Source organism: Caballeronia sp. SBC1, from assembly GCF_011493005.1.
In the GTDB taxonomy this organism is placed as follows: domain Bacteria; phylum Pseudomonadota; class Gammaproteobacteria; order Burkholderiales; family Burkholderiaceae; genus Caballeronia.
This window is the reverse complement of sequence record NZ_CP049156.1, coordinates 2,809,132-2,823,514: the sequence shown is the minus strand read 5'-3', so window position 1 is coordinate 2,823,514 and position 14,383 is coordinate 2,809,132. Positions and strand designations below refer to the sequence as shown.

Genomic DNA, 14,383 nt, shown 5'->3' with positions numbered 1-14,383 from the left:
GGACGGCATTTTCTTTGAACCGTGCGCTCGTTCGTGGTTAGACGTGAAAATCCAACTCAAGCACCTGCATACGACGGCCGCGTATTCGTACGCGTTTCGCCGAAATACCGATGCACCGACAAATCGTCAGACTGGATTGCCGGTTGCTTCCCCGACATCAGGTCGGCCAGCATCTGGCCCGATCCGCACGACATGGTCCAACCCAGCGTGCCGTGACCCGTATTGAGGAACAGGTTCGGCACCGGCGTACGGCCAACGATAGGCGTGCCGTCCGGCGTCATCGGACGCAGGCCGGTCCAGAACGATGCCTGCGCGGTATCGCCGCCGCCAGGGAACAGGTCGTTCACGCACATTTCGAGCGTTTCCCGACGCGCCTGACTCAGCGATTTATTGAAGCCAACGATCTCCGCCATTCCGCCGACGCGAATCCGGTCATCGAAACGGGTGATCGCAATCTTGTACGTTTCGTCGAGAACGGTGGAAACCGGCGCGGCACTTTCGTTCACAACGGGTGCCGTGATCGAATAACCCTTCAGCGGATACACGGGGATGTCGACAAGACTGCCCAGCAATTTCGTGGAGTACGAACCCAGCGCGACAACGTACGAGTCACCGCGAATGGTCTCTCCACCACACTGCACGCCGGCGATCCGTCCGCCGCTTACCGCGAGCGCGTCGATTGGCGTGTTGTAGCGGAATTTCACGCCAAGCTGCTCGGCCATGGCGGCGAGGCGGGTCGTGAATTTCTGGCAATCGCCGGTTTCGTCGTTCGGCAGGCGCAAGCCGCCGGTCAGCTTATGCGACACAGCGGCAAGCGCTGGTTCAGCGTTTTGCAATTGAGCCGGTGTGAGCAATTCGAACGGCACGTTCGCGTCGCGCAATACGGCGATGTCCTTCGCGGCGCCATCGAGTTGTTGCTGGGTCCGGAAAACCTGCAGCGTGCCGCCGGTTCGGCCTTCGTAATTGATGCCGGTGTCCGCGCGCAGTGCCTGCAGGCAATCGCGGCTGTATTCGGCCAGGCGCACCATGCGACCCTTGTTGACCGAATAGCGAGCCTGCGTGCAGTTCTGCAGCATTTGCCACATCCACTTCAATTGAAACGACGTTCCGTCCAGACGGATCGCGAGTGGTGCGTGTTTCTCAAACATCCATTTGATTGCTTTGAGCGGCACGCCGGGCGCGGCCCACGGCGATGCGTAACCAGGCGAGATCTGACCTGCGTTCGCGAAACTCGTTTCGAGCGCCGCTCCCGCTTCACGATCGATTACGGTTACTTCGTGCCCCGCGCGCGCCAGATAGTAGGCGCTCGTGACGCCGACAACACCGCTTCCCAGAATTACGACTCGCATTCCTTGCTCCGTGCAAAGTGTGTCCGCCGGTCATTCGCTTCGTTTTGACTGAAGCCGTGTGAGTAGCGGGTTACATAGTGGTATCGACTATAGTATTGATACCGAGGCAGTTTTTGTTATTGTATTTATTCACTTTTCAGTGGAAAGCAATGAGAACGCAACGAAATTCAGTACGAGAACTCGACAAGATCGATCGCCGCATCCTGAAGATCCTTCAACAGGACGGGCGCATCGCGATGAAAGATCTGGCCGAGCAGGTCGGGCTCTCGGTAACGCCTTGCATTGAGCGCGTCAAACGCATGGAGCGTGACCAGGTGATCGCGGGGTATTTCGCGCGGGTGAATCCGCATCAGTTGGGGGCGTCGCTGCTGGTGTTCGTCGAGATCACCCTCGATCACAAAAGCGGCAATATGTTCGAGCAGTTCCGGCGCGAAGTGCAGCGTATTCCCGAGGTGCTGGAATGCCATCTCGTTTCCGGTGATTTCGACTACCTGATCAAGGCGCGTATTGGTGAAATGGCCGATTACCGCAAGCTGCTCGGCGACATTCTGCTGCAACTGCCGGGCGCCGTGCAGTCGAAAAGCTATGTGGTGATGGAGGAAATCAAGGAAACGCTGACCATTGCAGTGGACGCCTGAAATGAGCTTGCGGTCGGGGAAATTTACTGTATATTTGTACAGTACTTTCTCGCTTTCATTCTGCGGCTATGGCTTCTCACGACCACGAATATCCTGTTGCTCCGCCCGCGCCGCTCAAGGGCCGAGGGGCGGTCACGAACCTTCAGGGGCGTTACGAGAAGGATGAGCGCGAACGGGTAGACGACGGCTGGACACATGTCAGCGAGGACGGGGAAGCCGATGACGCACCGGTCCTGCGCACGCAAGTGTTCGAGGAACGTGCGAAGAGCATCCTGACGCACAATTCATCGCCTGATATCCCGTTTTCAGTGTCGCTGAATCCGTACCGTGGCTGCGAGCATGGCTGTATCTATTGCTTCGCGCGGCCTACGCATAGTTATTTGGGATTATCGCCGGGACTGGATTTCGAAAGCCGGATCTACGCCAAGATCAATGCTGGCGAATTGCTCGAGCGGGAATTGGACAAACCGTCCTATCAGCCGGAGCCAATCGCGCTGGGCGTAATTACCGACGCGTATCAGCCCGTCGAACGGAATTTACGGATCACGCGGCGGGTTATCGAGATCCTGAGTGAACGCGGGCATCCGTTTGCGGCAATCACGAAGTCGTCGCTGATCGAGCGGGACATCGACCTGCTTGCACCTATGGCGCAGAAGGGACAGGTCATGGCCGCCATCACCATTACCACGCTCGACGCAGAGATTGCCCGCACGCTCGAGCCGCGCGCCGCCACGCCTTCAAGAAGGCTGCGCACTATTCGGGCGTTGACCGAAGCGGGCATTCCGGTAGGCGTCAGCGTCGCTCCCATGATTCCATTCGTCACAGAACCGGACATGGAGCGGGTGCTGGAGGCATGCGCGGAAGCGGGGGCAACGAGTGCGAGTTACATCGTTTTGCGCTTGCCGTGGGAGGTGGCGCCATTGTTCAAGGACTGGCTCGCGGCACATTTCCCGGATCGGGCTGAACGTGTGATGGGGCGTGTGCGCGATATGCGCGGCGGCAAGGACTACGACTCGGATTTTTCGAAGCGGATGAAAGGCGAAGGTTTGTGGGCCGACATGCTCAAGCAGCGTTTTCATAACGCCACGAAGCGGCTTGGCCTGAATCAACGGCAGCGCGGAATTCTGGATATGTCGGAGTTTCGGCGCGTTGAGAAGGCGGTGCGTCGAAATCCACGGGCGGTCGCAGACAGTGCGCAGATGAAGTTGTTTTGAAGCGTGGAGGTAGCGACTCCTGGCCAGAGTCGCTACGACACTTGCGCTTCGCTTACTGCGACAACTCTTTAGCTGCTTGAACCTGGCCTTCGAAGTAAGTCTGGAAGGTGACGGCAAGACCAGCCATCAGCAGGAACGCGCCAAACAACAAAGCAAAGATCACGACGAAAATGACTGCCCAGCCGGATTCGCTATGTTGGGCGGTTTGCGGATTGAACTGAGCGTCCCATTTTTCGTCGGGGCGCAAGCCATAGACGATCGCCGACAAGAACGCCGCCAGCAGTGAAATGGCGCCGGGCACGACCAGGACCCAGCCGAGAATCGAAGCCCGCTCCGTTGCCGCGAGCAGCAGGTAACCGGCCACGCCCAGCAGGATGCCAGCAATGTGCGCCCAGCCGAACTTGTCGCGCAAACCGTACAAATAAAACCGATGCGCGCCGATACTGCCCAAAAAGAAGGCGAGCGCGGCGGTCAGCGTTTTCGAGCGGAAACGCCCGTTTGACGTTGGTTTCGATGGATGCGTGGCAGTTGAAGGCGAGTGGTTCATCGGGAAACGAAAAGGAAAATGCAGTGAGCGATAGGAGCGGATTGGCACAAAAGACAATACTTTCGTGCCGACGCGGCATTCTACGCTCGCAAGGGTGGGCGCTCACGCGGCTAAACGGCTCGGCGTGCGGCGACCGGGTCAAGGCAATGTCACTGCAAGACCACGGCAACGTCAAGGTTGCGCGTACGTAATCCGGTAGATTGCACCCGCGTAGTCGTCGCTGACGAGAAGCGAGCCGTCGGACATTGGCAGGACATCGGCGGGACGGCCCCACACTTGTTCGTGCGGACGGAGCCAGCCTTGGGCGAACGGCTCCATGCGCGCTTTCTCGCCATTCGCACCCACCACGATCCGTACTACCCGATACCCCACCTTCGTGCTGCGGTTCCACGACCCGTGTTCCGCGATGAATATGTTGTTCTTATAGTCGGCGGGGAACATCGTGCCTGTATAGAAGCGCATGCCGAGCGACGCCACGTGCGCGCCAAGCTTGACCACGGGCGGTGTGAACCCGGAACACGGATGGCCCGCGCCGTATTCGGGGTCGGCAACATCGCCACCGTGGCAGTAGGGGAAACCGAAGTCCATGCCGGCTTTCGGCGCGCGGTTGAGCTTGTCGTCGGGGATATCGTCGCCGAGCATGTCACGGCCGTTGTCGGTGAACCAAAGTTCCTTCGTGCGCGGATCCCAGTCGAAACCCACCGTGTTGCGCACGCCGTTCGCAAAGACTTCGTAGTCGGTGCCGTCCGGGTTCATCCGGGCGATCAGCGCATACCGCTTGCGATCCGGATTGCAAATGTTGCACGGCGCGCCGGTTGGCACATACAGCTTGCCGTCCGGGCCGAATGCGATGAATTTCCAGCCGTGATGCCGGTCGGAAGGCAGTTTGTCAGTGACCACTACGGGTTTGGGCGGCGCATCGAGGTGATTGTCTATGTCGTCGAAGCGCAGGATGCGGGAGATCGCGGAGACATAGAGGGCGCCGTCGCGGAACGCCACGCCCGCAGGCTCGTCCAGACCTGACGCGATCACGTGTTTCGCCACCACGCGGCCGTCTTTCAACTCGAGCGCGTAGACGTGCCCGTCGAGGCTTCCGGCGTAAAGTACGCCTTTAGGCGATAAAACCATGGCGCGGGCGCTCGGGACGTCGTCGGAGAGGACGGCGATGCTGAAGCCCGGCGGCAGCTTGATCTCATCAATCGGTAGCGCCGCGAAAGCGCCATCGGCGACGAACGCGGCCGCCGCTACGACTAGTACATTCGTCAGCACATTCGCCGCTAAAAAGGCAGAACAGGCCGAATGCACGAGGGATCGGGCGAAACGTCGGACGCAGCCTCCGGCAAGACGGATTCTCCTTCTCCGCCGCGAATCGTCGCCGAAGAAATCTTTACCGGTCAAAGTCATGAGCGAGTCCACATCTGTCTCCCCAAAATGACACTGCGCGCTGCCCCGCGAAGTCTTGAAAAACCCGCCTTGCGCTGCGTCAGCGCGGGCGATGGTCGGTCGAATGGCGCGCTGCGGACCACGTTCCATCTTGATTAATCGACGCAAGTGTTTGTTAAGGCATCGTTTTGCCGCTATAATCGCGTGTTTTGGTAGTTCCGAACCCCGGTTTTCAAGGATTTCAGCATGGTTATCATCCGCTTGGCTCGTGGCGGCTCCAAGAAGCGCCCGTTTTACAACATCGTTGCAACTGATTCGCGTAGCCGCCGTGATGGCCGCTTCATTGAACGCGTGGGTTTCTACAACCCGGTCGCGACCAAAGGCGAATCGCTGCGTATCGCCCAAGATCGCCTGACGTACTGGCAAGACAACGGCGCGCAGTTGTCGCCGACAGTTGCACGTCTGGTCAAGCAATCGCAACAAGCTCAGCCGGCTGCTTAAGTGCGCTTGCTGCAGTCGATCGTTCGGGTACTTGTGATCCGATCGATTCCAGCTGCCGAGGTTCGCGGGAGATTGGCTCATGTCAACGCGTGATTCTGCTTCAGACTCAGGTTTGACAGCCACGCGTGGCGAAAAACCTGAGCCAAACGAAGCCACGTTTGGCGCGTTTGTCCGCAAGCCGGCAGCGCGTCGCGTGGCTGTCGACGCTTCAGATAGCGCAGGCTCGATCGAGCCCGTAGAAAGTTTGCCCGATGACGCCATTGAAGTGGGTGCGATCGTCGACGCTTACGGACTGAAGGGCTGGGTCAAGATTGCGCCGCACGCGCACGCGGGTCATGGCGGCGACGCAATGCTTGCGGCAAAGCGCTGGTGGCTGGTCAAGGGAAATGAACGCAAGGCGGTTCGGTGTTTACAGTCCAAAGTGCATAGCGACACAGTCGTCGCGCACTTTGCAGGCTGCGACGACCGCGACACGGCGTATGCGTTGCGTGGTCACAGTATTCATGTGTTGCGCAGCGACTTTCCGAAGCTGACTGGCGATGACGAATTCTACTGGGTCGATCTGATCGGCCTCGACGTCGTGAATGACGCGGACGTGGCTTTAGGCCAGGTCGCGGGCATGATCGACAACGGCGCGCATTCCATCATGCGCGTGGAATTTCCGACTACGGGCAAGGACGGTTCGCCCGCGACTGGCGAACGGTTGATTCCGTTCGTTGGCGTATTCGTCAAAACAGTGGATCAGGCGGCGCGCAGGATTGTCGTCGACTGGGACGTTGACTATTGATCCATCGATTACTGCAAGGAGAGAGCGATGCAGTTTGACGTCGTGACGCTCTTTCCCGAGATGTTTCGCGCGCTGAGCGATTGGGGTATTACCAGCCGGGCAGTCAAGCAGGAACGGTTTGGTCTGCGCACGTGGAATCCTCGCGATTTCACCACGGACAATTATCGAACTATTGATGATCGCCCGTACGGCGGTGGCCCCGGCATGGTCATGCTGGCGCGGCCGCTGGAAGATGCGATTTCAGCCGCGAAAGCGGCGCAGGCGGAGCAGGGCATCAGCGGGTCGCGTGTGGTGATGATGTCGCCGCAAGGGAAAACGCTGGATCATGGGCGGGTCATGCAATTCGCTCAGGAACCGGGGCTCGTGTTGCTGTGCGGCCGTTACGAAGCCATCGACCAGCGCTTGATCGATCGTGTGGTGGACGAAGAAGTGAGTCTCGGCGACTTCGTGTTGTCGGGCGGCGAATTGCCGGCCATGGCGCTCATGGACGCCGTGGTGCGCCAGTTGCCCGGTGTGCTGAACGACTCGCAGTCGGCTGTGCAGGACAGTTTCGTCGACGTGCTGCTCGATTGCCCGCACTACACGCGCCCGGAAGAATACGGCGGTGTGCGGGTTCCGGATGTGCTGCTTGGCGGCCATCACAAGGAAATCGAGGCGTGGCGCCGGCGTGAGGCGCTCAAGAATACGCAGGAAAAGCGGCCTGATCTGATAGAAAAGGCGCGCAGGGCTAAAATGTTGAGCCGTGTCGATGAGGCATGGCTCGCAAGTCTCGCCAAGGAACGATCGAAAGCGCAGTAGGCTTTGGAAGGCAAATACAAGGCGAGACGAAAGGGCGGTGCCAGGCTTGTGAATTCAAGCGGGCGCCAGATGTGAATCCATCCTCTACCGGGGCCACTAATATGGCAAACAACTCCGGCAAGATGGCTCCAGGAGTCAGTAATGAATCTGATTGAACAGCTTGAGAAAGAAGAAATCGCGCGCGCACTCGGCGAGAAGTCGATTCCCGAATTCGCCCCCGGCGATACGGTGATCGTTAGCGTCAACGTAGTCGAAGGTACGCGCAAGCGTGTTCAGGCTTACGAAGGCGTTGTGATCTCGAAGCGCAACCGTGGTTTGAACTCGAATTTCATCGTCCGCAAGATTTCGTCGGGCGAAGGCGTCGAGCGTACGTTCCAGACCTACTCGCCGCTGCTGGCGAGCATTGTCGTGAAGCGTCGTGGTGACGTGCGTCGTGCGAAGCTGTACTACCTGCGCGAGCGTTCGGGCAAGTCGGCTCGGATCAAAGAAAAGCTCGTGTCGAAAGACCGTGCTGCTGCCAAGGCGTAATAAACTGCACCGAAGCTGCACTGGGAAAAGCACCTTCACGGGTGCTTTTTTCATTGGTGTGGTCAAATTGTGTCTTGCGCTTCACGCGAGTTTTTTTGCGTCCCGCCCGCAACGATTTTTCAGAATCAGAATCAGAACCAGACCTCCAAGAACTTAAAGCCCCTCGTGTCTCCGACCAAGCTGTCGACTCCCCGAATCCTCGATCCTGAGATCTTGCCGATCGAATCGACCGGCGCAGATCTGCCGCCTGTGCGCGGCGAAGTGTTGACGCCGGCGGGGCTGCGCGCACGCTTCAAGCAGACGCTCGACTGGGCGCCGGATGCGCGCGACGACAGGATCAAGGCGCTGGGCGGCGATCCACGGGTGGCATCGGTGCTGATCGCGCTGATCTTGCGGGAGACCGGCCTGAGCCTGTTGCTCACGCAACGTGCCGATCATCTTTCGAATCACGCGGGGCAGATCAGCTTTCCGGGCGGACGTCGCGAACCGGAAGATATCGACGCCGCTGCGACCGCGCTTCGCGAAGCACAAGAGGAAGTGGGCCTGGATGCGAAGCATGTGGAAGTGCTGGGTGAGTTGCCGGACTATCTGACGGGCACGGGTTTTCGCGTCACGCCGGTCGTGGCGTTAGTGCATCCCCCGTTCGAACTCCACGCCGATACCCTCGAAGTCGCCGATATCTTCGAAGTCCCGCTCGCATTCCTCATGAACCCGGCCAATCACCAGGTCCGCGTGTTTCGTTGGGAAGGAGGCGAGCGTCGTTTTTTTGCGATGCCTTTTTCACCCGCCGAGAATGTGGCTCCGTATTTCATTTGGGGTGCAACGGCGGGTATGTTACGCAATTTCTATCGTTTCCTCGCAGCTTGACGGCCGACGTGTCGAAACTCGGCTAGCCATGGGGCCGATGTGTCCCTCTGGCGCGGACAGTGCTGTGCTATCTTTACAAGAAATTCGTAAAACTCGAAGGTCTCGGCGCATCGCATGACTTTTTTCTCTGTATTGCTGGCTCTCATCATTGAGCAGTTGCGCGCGCTCTCGCCGCAGAACCCCATTTCGGCGTTGCTTCAGTACCATGCGGAATCCGCGGCTCATGGTTTCGATGCTGGCAAGCAGCGGCACGGCGTGCTCGCCTGGCTAGTGGTCGTGGTGCCATGGACATTAGCCGTCGGGCTTGTCTACTACGTGCTCTATCGCATCAACTTCGCGCTGGCGTTCCTGTGGAATGTCGTGATCGTGTATTTCACGTTGGGCTTCCGCCAGTTCAGCCACTATTTCACCGACATCCATCTCGCCCTGAACAACGACGATGTACCCCGCGCTCGTGAGGTTCTCAACGAGTGGACTGGCATTGACACGCTTGATATGCCCGTCAGCGAGATTGTCCGGCATACGTTGGTTCATGCGGTCGTGGCGTCGCATCGGCACGTGTTTGGTGTGTTCTTCTGGTTCTTGATTCCGATCGGACCAGCGGGCGCGGTGTTTTATCGCATCGCGGAGTATCTGGCGAGGTCATGGGTCCAGCCGACTGACGAACGCACGCCGGCGTTTTCCACGTTCGCGCAGCGGGCGTTCTTTTTCATCGACTGGGTGCCGGCGCGGCTGACCTCGCTGGGCTTCGCCATTGTCGGGAATTTCGAGGACGCTATTTATGCCTGGCGCAATCATGCCCGGCAATGGCCCGATGCCAACGAAGGGGTTCTGCTCGCAGCCGGAAGCGGGGCGCTTGGAGCGCGTCTGGCGGGTCCGTTAGCGGAGCCGCTAAGCGTAGAGGCGTTGGCGGTTGGCGATGCCAGCCCGCTGCCCGTTGGCGACGACTGCACGCCGCGGACTTTGCAGTCTGCCGTTGGCCTCGTCTGGCGTGCTGTGATTCTCTGGATGCTGTTGTTGCTCATGCTCAGCATCGCGGTGTGGCTGGCCTGACGGAACGGCTGCCTGACTTCAGCGTGTCCTGAAGCCTTACTCGTCGTTCAGCGGGTCTCTCTCGGTCCCACATTGCCAGCACACGGTGAATTGCGCTTCCAGTGGTTCACCGCATTGCTGGCAGCGCCATCCCCGGGCGTTGGTGGTCGGGTTTCTTGCGCGGTCCAGGATCCCCGCCGCCAATACTTCGTCGCGGTCATCCAGTATCCATATCTCGGGCGCGCATTGTTCCGCCGGAATCTCGCCCATCGCGCCGCTCAAATAACGGTTGTGCAACTCGCACCCTATCCCCGCTGTCACCAGCACATTCACCCAGTGATGCGCTGTAATCAGATTCGGAGCCCGCGTCAGTTTCTTCATCCCGTCGCAATCTGCTTTAGATGATGTTGCACATGCTGATCAGGTCAATAAAATCATCGAACAATCTGGCTGGCTTCATGCACCAGTTGCGCATACAACTGATGTCGCGCCGGCCTGATCTTGCCTTCCGCCATGGCTTCGAGAATCGCGCAGCCCGGTTCATGCAGATGCCGGCAGTTGTAGAAGCGGCACTTGCCAAGGAACGGCCGGAAGTCCGCGAACGAACGCTCGAGTTGTCCCTCGGACAAGTGATGCAGTCCAAACTCCTGGAACCCCGGAGAATCGATCAGCGATCCTCCTCCCGGCAACGGATACAGCCGCGTGAACGTGGTCGTGTGCCGACCGCTGTTCAATGCCTTCGATATCTCCCGCGTCGCGACCTCGGCGTTTGGCACGAGGATGTTCACCAGCGTCGATTTACCCATGCCCGATTGCCCAAGCAGCAAGGTGGCACGGTTTGCCAGACGCGCATCGAGTTCTTCATGGACGTGCTCAGGCGCCGCTTTCGCCGATAACTCCACCACCGTGTACCCAAGCTCCCGGTACAACGCCAGCCGCTTGCGAGCGACCGCGAGCGGCCCTTCCATATCGATCTTGTTCAGCACGATCAATGGTTCGAGCCCGTGTGCCTCGGCGGCAATCAGCGCGCGCCCGAGCAAGTCCTCGCTGAAATGCGGCTCCGTGCCGAGCACGATCATCAATTGGTCGAGGTTGGCGGCGAAGAGCTTCGACTTGAACTGGTCGGATCGATAAAGCAGGTTGCGCCGCTCGCCAATCTCGACTATCACCCCTTGGTCCGCCGATGACTGCTCGTAACTCACCCGGTCGCCGACTGCTATCTCGCTGCGCTTGCCACGCGGGAAGCATTGGAGCATTGCGCTGCCATCGGCGGGGGCGACCAGATAATGCCGGCCGTGCGCGGCGATGACCTTTCCTTCAATGCGCGCGTTTGTCGCTTTCTTCGCGGTACGCGGCCTCATGCGGCGTACCGCATCAAGCGCTCAATGCGCTGCGATGCAGGCGGATGCGATGCGTAAAACGCGGAGTAGAGCGGGTCTGGCGTGAGCGTGGACGCGTTGTCCTCGTACAGCTTGACCAGCGCGTTGACGAGGTCGCGCGGGTCGGTCTGGCTTGCGGCGAAAGCGTCGGCTTCGAATTCATGCTTGCGCGAGCTCAAGCTGCCCAACGGCGTCACGAAGAACATGAAGACGGGCAATGCCAGCATGAACAGCACGAGCGCGAGGCCGTTGTTGTTACCCAGCAGCGATGGCCGCACGCCCAGCCCTTCGTAGAACCACACGCATTGCGCGAGCCAGCCGAGTAGCGCAAGCATCACGAGGCTGAGCACGAACGTGACAATCAGGCGCTTGATGACGTGGCGCCGCTTGAAGTGGCCGAGCTCGTGTGCGAGCACCGCTTCGATCTCGTTACCGGAGAGCCGGGCGAGCAGGGTATCGAAGAAAACGATTCGCTTCGCGGCTCCAAAACCCGTGAAATACGCGTTGCCGTGCGCTGAACGGCGGCTGCCGTCCATCACGAACAAACCCTTTGCAGCGAACCCCGTACGCGACATCAGGTTCTCGATGCGCGCCCGCAACGCTTCATCTTTCAGCGGCTCGAACTTGTTGAACAGCGGCGCGATAAACGTGGGGTACAGGATTAACACGAGCATCTGGAACGCGACCAGCAGCACCCACGCCCACAGCCACCACAACGCGCCGGCCTGGTTCATCAGCCACAACGTCACGAACAACACCGGCAAGCCGATTGCCGCGCCGAGCACGATGCCTTTCACCAGATCCAGGAAAAAGAGCTTTTTCGTCATCCGGTTGAAGCCGAATTTCTCTTCGATCACAAAGTGCCGGATGTAGTCGAACGGCAGGTCCACCACACCGGTGATCGCCACCACGATGGCGACCAGCGCCATTTGCCCCACATAACCACGGCCGAGCCAGTCGGAGACTGCCAGCTCGATTTGCTGGACGCCGCCCAGCAGCGTCAACGCGATCAGGAGCGCAGCGCTCACCACGACCTCGATCATGGTCAGGCGCGTGCGCTCGACCGTGTAATCGGCGGCGCGCTGGTGGGCGGCGAGCGGAATGGTCTGCAGGAACTGCGGCGGCACATCCTTGCGATGCGCGGCGACGTGCCGGATCTGGCGCGATGCCAGCCACAGCTTGGTGCCGACCATGCCGACCAGTGCCACGACGAACACGACCGAGAAGGCGAGATTGAAATTGGACATCAGCGGAAACCCGATTGAAATAAGCGCGATTGAATTATGCGAGAATTATAGGTTCTTGGCCGTCGCCGCGCGCGGTCTGTGTTTGTATTCCGAAACCGCGCCTGGCAAGGCGTCTAACCCCTCTCAGGTTGCCCTCATATGGCCGATTCCTCGCTCGATCCCGCTGCTTCCGCCAGCTCCTCCGACCTCGTTCGCAGCGACATGAACCTCGTATGGCTCGACATGGAGATGACGGGTCTCGAACCCGATACTGACCGCATTATCGAGATTGCGGTGGTGGTGACGAATTCGACGCTCGACAAACTCGTGGAAGGACCGGTTCTGGCGATCCACCAGGACGAAACGGCGCTGGACAAGATGGACGAGTGGAACCGCAACACGCACGGCCGGTCGGGGTTGACGGAGCGCGTGCGGGCGTCAACGGTTGATGAAGCCGAAGCCGCGCGGCAAATCCGCGAATTCCTTGGCCAGTATGTCCCGCCGGGCAAGTCGCCCATGTGCGGCAATTCCATCTGTCAGGACCGGCGTTTCATGGCCCGGTGGATGCCGGAACTGGAAACGTTTTTCCACTATCGCAATCTTGACGTCAGCACGCTCAAGGAATTGTGCCGCCGCTGGCAGCCGGCCATTTACAAGGGTTTTCAGAAGCGCGCGATGCACACGGCGCTCGCCGATATTCACGAATCCATCGACGAACTGAAGTATTACCGCGAGCATTTCCTGATTCCGTCGGCAGCGGGTAGTGCGAGTAGCGCGGATAGTGCCGCGCCGACCACCCCGACCACGCCGGGTTAAGCGCGTAGCCGGTCAGGATTTCGGCGGCCGGATCGCGTTTTTCGGCCTGAACGCGGCCACTACTTCGGGCCGCGTTTCAATGTACGGACCGCCGATCAGATCGATGCAATAGGGCACGGCGGCAAAAATGCCGGGTACTTTGGGTTTGCCGTCGGTGTCGCGCAGTCCTTCCAGCGTTTCGCGAATCGATTTCGGCTGTCCGGGCAAATTCACGATCAGCGCTGCGTGATCCGCCGTTTCGCGAATCACGGCCACTTGTCGCGACAAAATGGCTGTCGGGACGAAATTCAGGCTGATCTGGCGCATTTGTTCGCCGAAACCGGGCATTGGCTTCGTGGCTACTGCGAGCGTGGCTTCCGGCGTCACGTCGCGGCGCGACGGGCCTGTGCCGCCGGTGGTCAGAATCAGGTCACAGCCGGTTTCATCGACGAGTTCGATCAGCGTGGCCGAGATGGTCGCCGCGTCGTCCTGGATCAGCCGGGTTTCCGCGCGCCAGGGCGAACTCAGCGCGCTCGCGAGCCACTCTTGCAGCGATGGAATGCCCTTGTCCTCGTAGACGCCCTGCGAAGCCCGATCACTGATCGACACCAGGCCAATCACCAATTCGTCTGGATGATTACGCTTTGTAGCCATCGTCGTCGTCTCGTTCCGGGAATTCGACGCCTTCGTCGTCTGCTTCGCCTTCGATCAAGCTCTCGTCTTCTTCGTCCTCCACGCCCGCTGCCGTCTTGATCCATTGGAACAGCTCGCGGAAGTAGCGCGGCGGTTTAGCCTGTTCGCGTTCCTTGCGGGCGTTGCGGATCAGCGTGCGGCCCTCTTGCGGGTCGACGCCGGGGTGTTGGCGAATGAAATCGGTGAGGGCGGCGTCGTCGGCGAGGAGCTTTTCGCGGGTGCGTTCGATCCAGTGCAGCTTGGCCGTTTCCGCCCGGTTCACGCCGCGATACGAATCCAGCGCAGTGCGCAGCGCTGCCGTTTCCTCGTCGGTCAGTGAGCGCATGACGCGCCCGACGTATTGCACTTGACGGCGTTTGCCTTCGTGGTCGGTAATGCGGCGGGCGGCGCGGACGGCGTCGTCGAGCTTTTCCGGCATGGGCATGCGTTTGAGCGCGTCTTTCGGCAGCTCGATCAGCGTTACGCCCAGCACTTGCAGCGCGAGCATGTCGCGCTTGAGCTGGGATTTGCTGGGGCGGTCGTAGCCGTGCTCGCTGCCGTCCTGTTCGGAGGCCTCGGCCGGGTTTATCGGTTGCGTGCGGGTTTTACGGTTCATCCCGGTATTGTAACTTGGGAGGAGGCGGTAGTTTCGAGGGTGTTTTGGCAT

17 protein-coding genes are annotated in these 14,383 nt (G+C 59.8%); 9 read left to right on the top strand and 8 right to left on the bottom strand.

The genetic code is table 11. The features are described from left to right. Window positions 1–56 precede the first annotated feature (56 nt). Entirely contained in the window at window positions 57–1,349 is a 1,293-nt protein-coding gene (locus SBC1_RS12500; protein ID WP_165092235.1) for a D-amino acid dehydrogenase, read from the bottom strand. Window positions 1,350–1,498: 149 nt separating this feature from the next. On the opposite strand from SBC1_RS12500, the gene SBC1_RS12495 reads away from it, so the two are divergent. Beyond that, a complete protein-coding gene (locus SBC1_RS12495) occupies window positions 1,499–1,987 on the top strand; it encodes an Lrp/AsnC ligand binding domain-containing protein (protein WP_165092234.1) in 489 nt (162 codons plus the stop codon). 68 nt (window positions 1,988–2,055) lie between these two features. After that, window positions 2,056–3,201, top strand: a complete 1,146-nt coding sequence (locus tag SBC1_RS12490; RefSeq protein WP_165987825.1) for a PA0069 family radical SAM protein — start codon at window positions 2,056–2,058, stop codon at window positions 3,199–3,201. A gap of 52 nt (window positions 3,202–3,253) precedes the next feature. Here SBC1_RS12490 and SBC1_RS12485 read toward each other — a convergent pair whose 3' ends face one another. Both SBC1_RS12485 and SBC1_RS12480 read right to left on the bottom strand, forming a co-directional pair. Then, the gene (locus SBC1_RS12485; RefSeq protein WP_165092232.1) at window positions 3,254–3,748 is read right to left on the bottom strand and encodes an NINE protein; all 495 of its coding nucleotides are present in this window, start codon (window positions 3,746–3,748) and stop codon (window positions 3,254–3,256) included. Window positions 3,749–3,919: 171 nt separating this feature from the next. Next, window positions 3,920–5,017 carry a sorbosone dehydrogenase family protein gene (locus tag SBC1_RS12480; RefSeq protein WP_241201938.1) on the bottom strand — a complete coding sequence of 366 codons (1,098 nt, stop codon included), beginning with the start codon at window positions 5,015–5,017 and terminating at the stop codon, window positions 3,920–3,922. Between the two features lie 360 nt (window positions 5,018–5,377). Between SBC1_RS12480 and rpsP the strand changes: the two genes are divergently transcribed. From rpsP to SBC1_RS12450, 6 genes are all read left to right on the top strand, one after another. After that, window positions 5,378–5,632, top strand: a complete 255-nt coding sequence (rpsP, locus tag SBC1_RS12475; protein WP_031361027.1) for a 30S ribosomal protein S16 — start codon at window positions 5,378–5,380, stop codon at window positions 5,630–5,632. 79 nt (window positions 5,633–5,711) lie between these two features. Further along, window positions 5,712–6,419, top strand: a complete 708-nt coding sequence (gene rimM, locus SBC1_RS12470) for a ribosome maturation factor RimM (RefSeq protein WP_165092230.1) — start codon at window positions 5,712–5,714, stop codon at window positions 6,417–6,419. A 27-nt stretch (window positions 6,420–6,446) separates the two neighbouring features. Further along, complete coding sequence (gene trmD / locus SBC1_RS12465) at window positions 6,447–7,217, top strand: tRNA (guanosine(37)-N1)-methyltransferase TrmD (protein ID WP_165987821.1); 771 nt, start codon at window positions 6,447–6,449, stop codon at window positions 7,215–7,217. 141 nt (window positions 7,218–7,358) lie between these two features. After that, window positions 7,359–7,745 (top strand): 50S ribosomal protein L19, encoded by a 387-nt coding sequence (gene rplS / locus SBC1_RS12460; protein WP_056354506.1) that lies wholly within the window; start codon window positions 7,359–7,361, stop codon window positions 7,743–7,745. A 165-nt stretch (window positions 7,746–7,910) separates the two neighbouring features. Further along, window positions 7,911–8,612, top strand: coding sequence for a CoA pyrophosphatase (locus tag SBC1_RS12455; RefSeq protein ID WP_370469563.1), 702 nt, complete (start codon window positions 7,911–7,913; stop codon window positions 8,610–8,612). Between the two features lie 114 nt (window positions 8,613–8,726). Then, window positions 8,727–9,665, top strand: coding sequence for a CobD/CbiB family protein (locus tag SBC1_RS12450; protein ID WP_165092228.1), 939 nt, complete (start codon window positions 8,727–8,729; stop codon window positions 9,663–9,665). 36 nt (window positions 9,666–9,701) lie between these two features. Here SBC1_RS12450 and SBC1_RS12445 read toward each other — a convergent pair whose 3' ends face one another. From SBC1_RS12445 to SBC1_RS12435, 3 genes are read right to left on the bottom strand one after another with little or no spacing between them, the layout of a single operon-like run. Beyond that, window positions 9,702–10,025 carry a DUF2007 domain-containing protein gene (locus SBC1_RS12445; RefSeq protein ID WP_165987817.1) on the bottom strand — a complete coding sequence of 108 codons (324 nt, stop codon included), beginning with the start codon at window positions 10,023–10,025 and terminating at the stop codon, window positions 9,702–9,704. Between the two features lie 53 nt (window positions 10,026–10,078). Beyond that, window positions 10,079–11,005 carry a ribosome small subunit-dependent GTPase A gene (rsgA, locus tag SBC1_RS12440; RefSeq protein ID WP_165092226.1) on the bottom strand — a complete coding sequence of 309 codons (927 nt, stop codon included), beginning with the start codon at window positions 11,003–11,005 and terminating at the stop codon, window positions 10,079–10,081. After that, a complete protein-coding gene (locus tag SBC1_RS12435; protein ID WP_165092225.1) occupies window positions 11,002–12,270 on the bottom strand; it encodes a M48 family metallopeptidase in 1,269 nt (422 codons plus the stop codon). Before SBC1_RS12435 ends, rsgA begins: the two co-directional genes overlap by 4 nt. A gap of 138 nt (window positions 12,271–12,408) precedes the next feature. On the opposite strand from SBC1_RS12435, the gene orn reads away from it, so the two are divergent. Next, window positions 12,409–13,065, top strand: a complete 657-nt coding sequence (gene orn, locus SBC1_RS12430; protein WP_165987815.1) for an oligoribonuclease — start codon at window positions 12,409–12,411, stop codon at window positions 13,063–13,065. Window positions 13,066–13,077: 12 nt separating this feature from the next. Here the strand turns inward: orn and mog are convergent, their stop codons facing one another. Together mog and yjgA are read right to left on the bottom strand one after the other, a co-directional pair. Next, on the bottom strand, window positions 13,078–13,698 hold the full coding sequence (gene mog / locus SBC1_RS12425) for a molybdopterin adenylyltransferase (RefSeq protein WP_089163351.1): 621 nt from the start codon (window positions 13,696–13,698) through the stop codon (window positions 13,078–13,080). After that, window positions 13,682–14,332 (bottom strand): ribosome biogenesis factor YjgA, encoded by a 651-nt coding sequence (gene yjgA, locus SBC1_RS12420; protein ID WP_165093309.1) that lies wholly within the window; start codon window positions 14,330–14,332, stop codon window positions 13,682–13,684. Before yjgA ends, mog begins: the two co-directional genes overlap by 17 nt. Between the last annotated feature and the right edge of the window lie 51 nt (window positions 14,333–14,383).

Bases quoted from the DNA above. Each gene is read 5' to 3' on its own strand.
- rplS (WP_056354506.1), top strand. From the start codon at position 7,359: ATGAATCTGATTGAACAGCTTGAGAAAGAAGAAATCGCGCGCGCACTC.
- SBC1_RS12450 (WP_165092228.1), top strand. From the start codon at position 8,727: ATGACTTTTTTCTCTGTATTGCTGGCTCTCATCATTGAGCAGTTGCGC.
- yjgA (WP_165093309.1), bottom strand. From the start codon at position 14,332: ATGAACCGTAAAACCCGCACGCAACCGATAAACCCGGCCGAGGCCTCC.
- SBC1_RS12435 (WP_165092225.1), bottom strand. From the start codon at position 12,270: ATGTCCAATTTCAATCTCGCCTTCTCGGTCGTGTTCGTCGTGGCACTG.
- rpsP (WP_031361027.1), top strand. From the start codon at position 5,378: ATGGTTATCATCCGCTTGGCTCGTGGCGGCTCCAAGAAGCGCCCGTTT.
- SBC1_RS12490 (WP_165987825.1), top strand. From the start codon at position 2,056: ATGGCTTCTCACGACCACGAATATCCTGTTGCTCCGCCCGCGCCGCTC.
- SBC1_RS12495 (WP_165092234.1), top strand. From the start codon at position 1,499: ATGAGAACGCAACGAAATTCAGTACGAGAACTCGACAAGATCGATCGC.
- SBC1_RS12500 (WP_165092235.1), bottom strand. From the start codon at position 1,349: ATGCGAGTCGTAATTCTGGGAAGCGGTGTTGTCGGCGTCACGAGCGCC.
- trmD (WP_165987821.1), top strand. From the start codon at position 6,447: ATGCAGTTTGACGTCGTGACGCTCTTTCCCGAGATGTTTCGCGCGCTG.
- mog (WP_089163351.1), bottom strand. From the start codon at position 13,698: ATGGCTACAAAGCGTAATCATCCAGACGAATTGGTGATTGGCCTGGTG.
- SBC1_RS12485 (WP_165092232.1), bottom strand. From the start codon at position 3,748: ATGAACCACTCGCCTTCAACTGCCACGCATCCATCGAAACCAACGTCA.
- rsgA (WP_165092226.1), bottom strand. From the start codon at position 11,005: ATGAGGCCGCGTACCGCGAAGAAAGCGACAAACGCGCGCATTGAAGGA.
- SBC1_RS12445 (WP_165987817.1), bottom strand. From the start codon at position 10,025: ATGAAGAAACTGACGCGGGCTCCGAATCTGATTACAGCGCATCACTGG.
- rimM (WP_165092230.1), top strand. From the start codon at position 5,712: ATGTCAACGCGTGATTCTGCTTCAGACTCAGGTTTGACAGCCACGCGT.
- orn (WP_165987815.1), top strand. From the start codon at position 12,409: ATGGCCGATTCCTCGCTCGATCCCGCTGCTTCCGCCAGCTCCTCCGAC.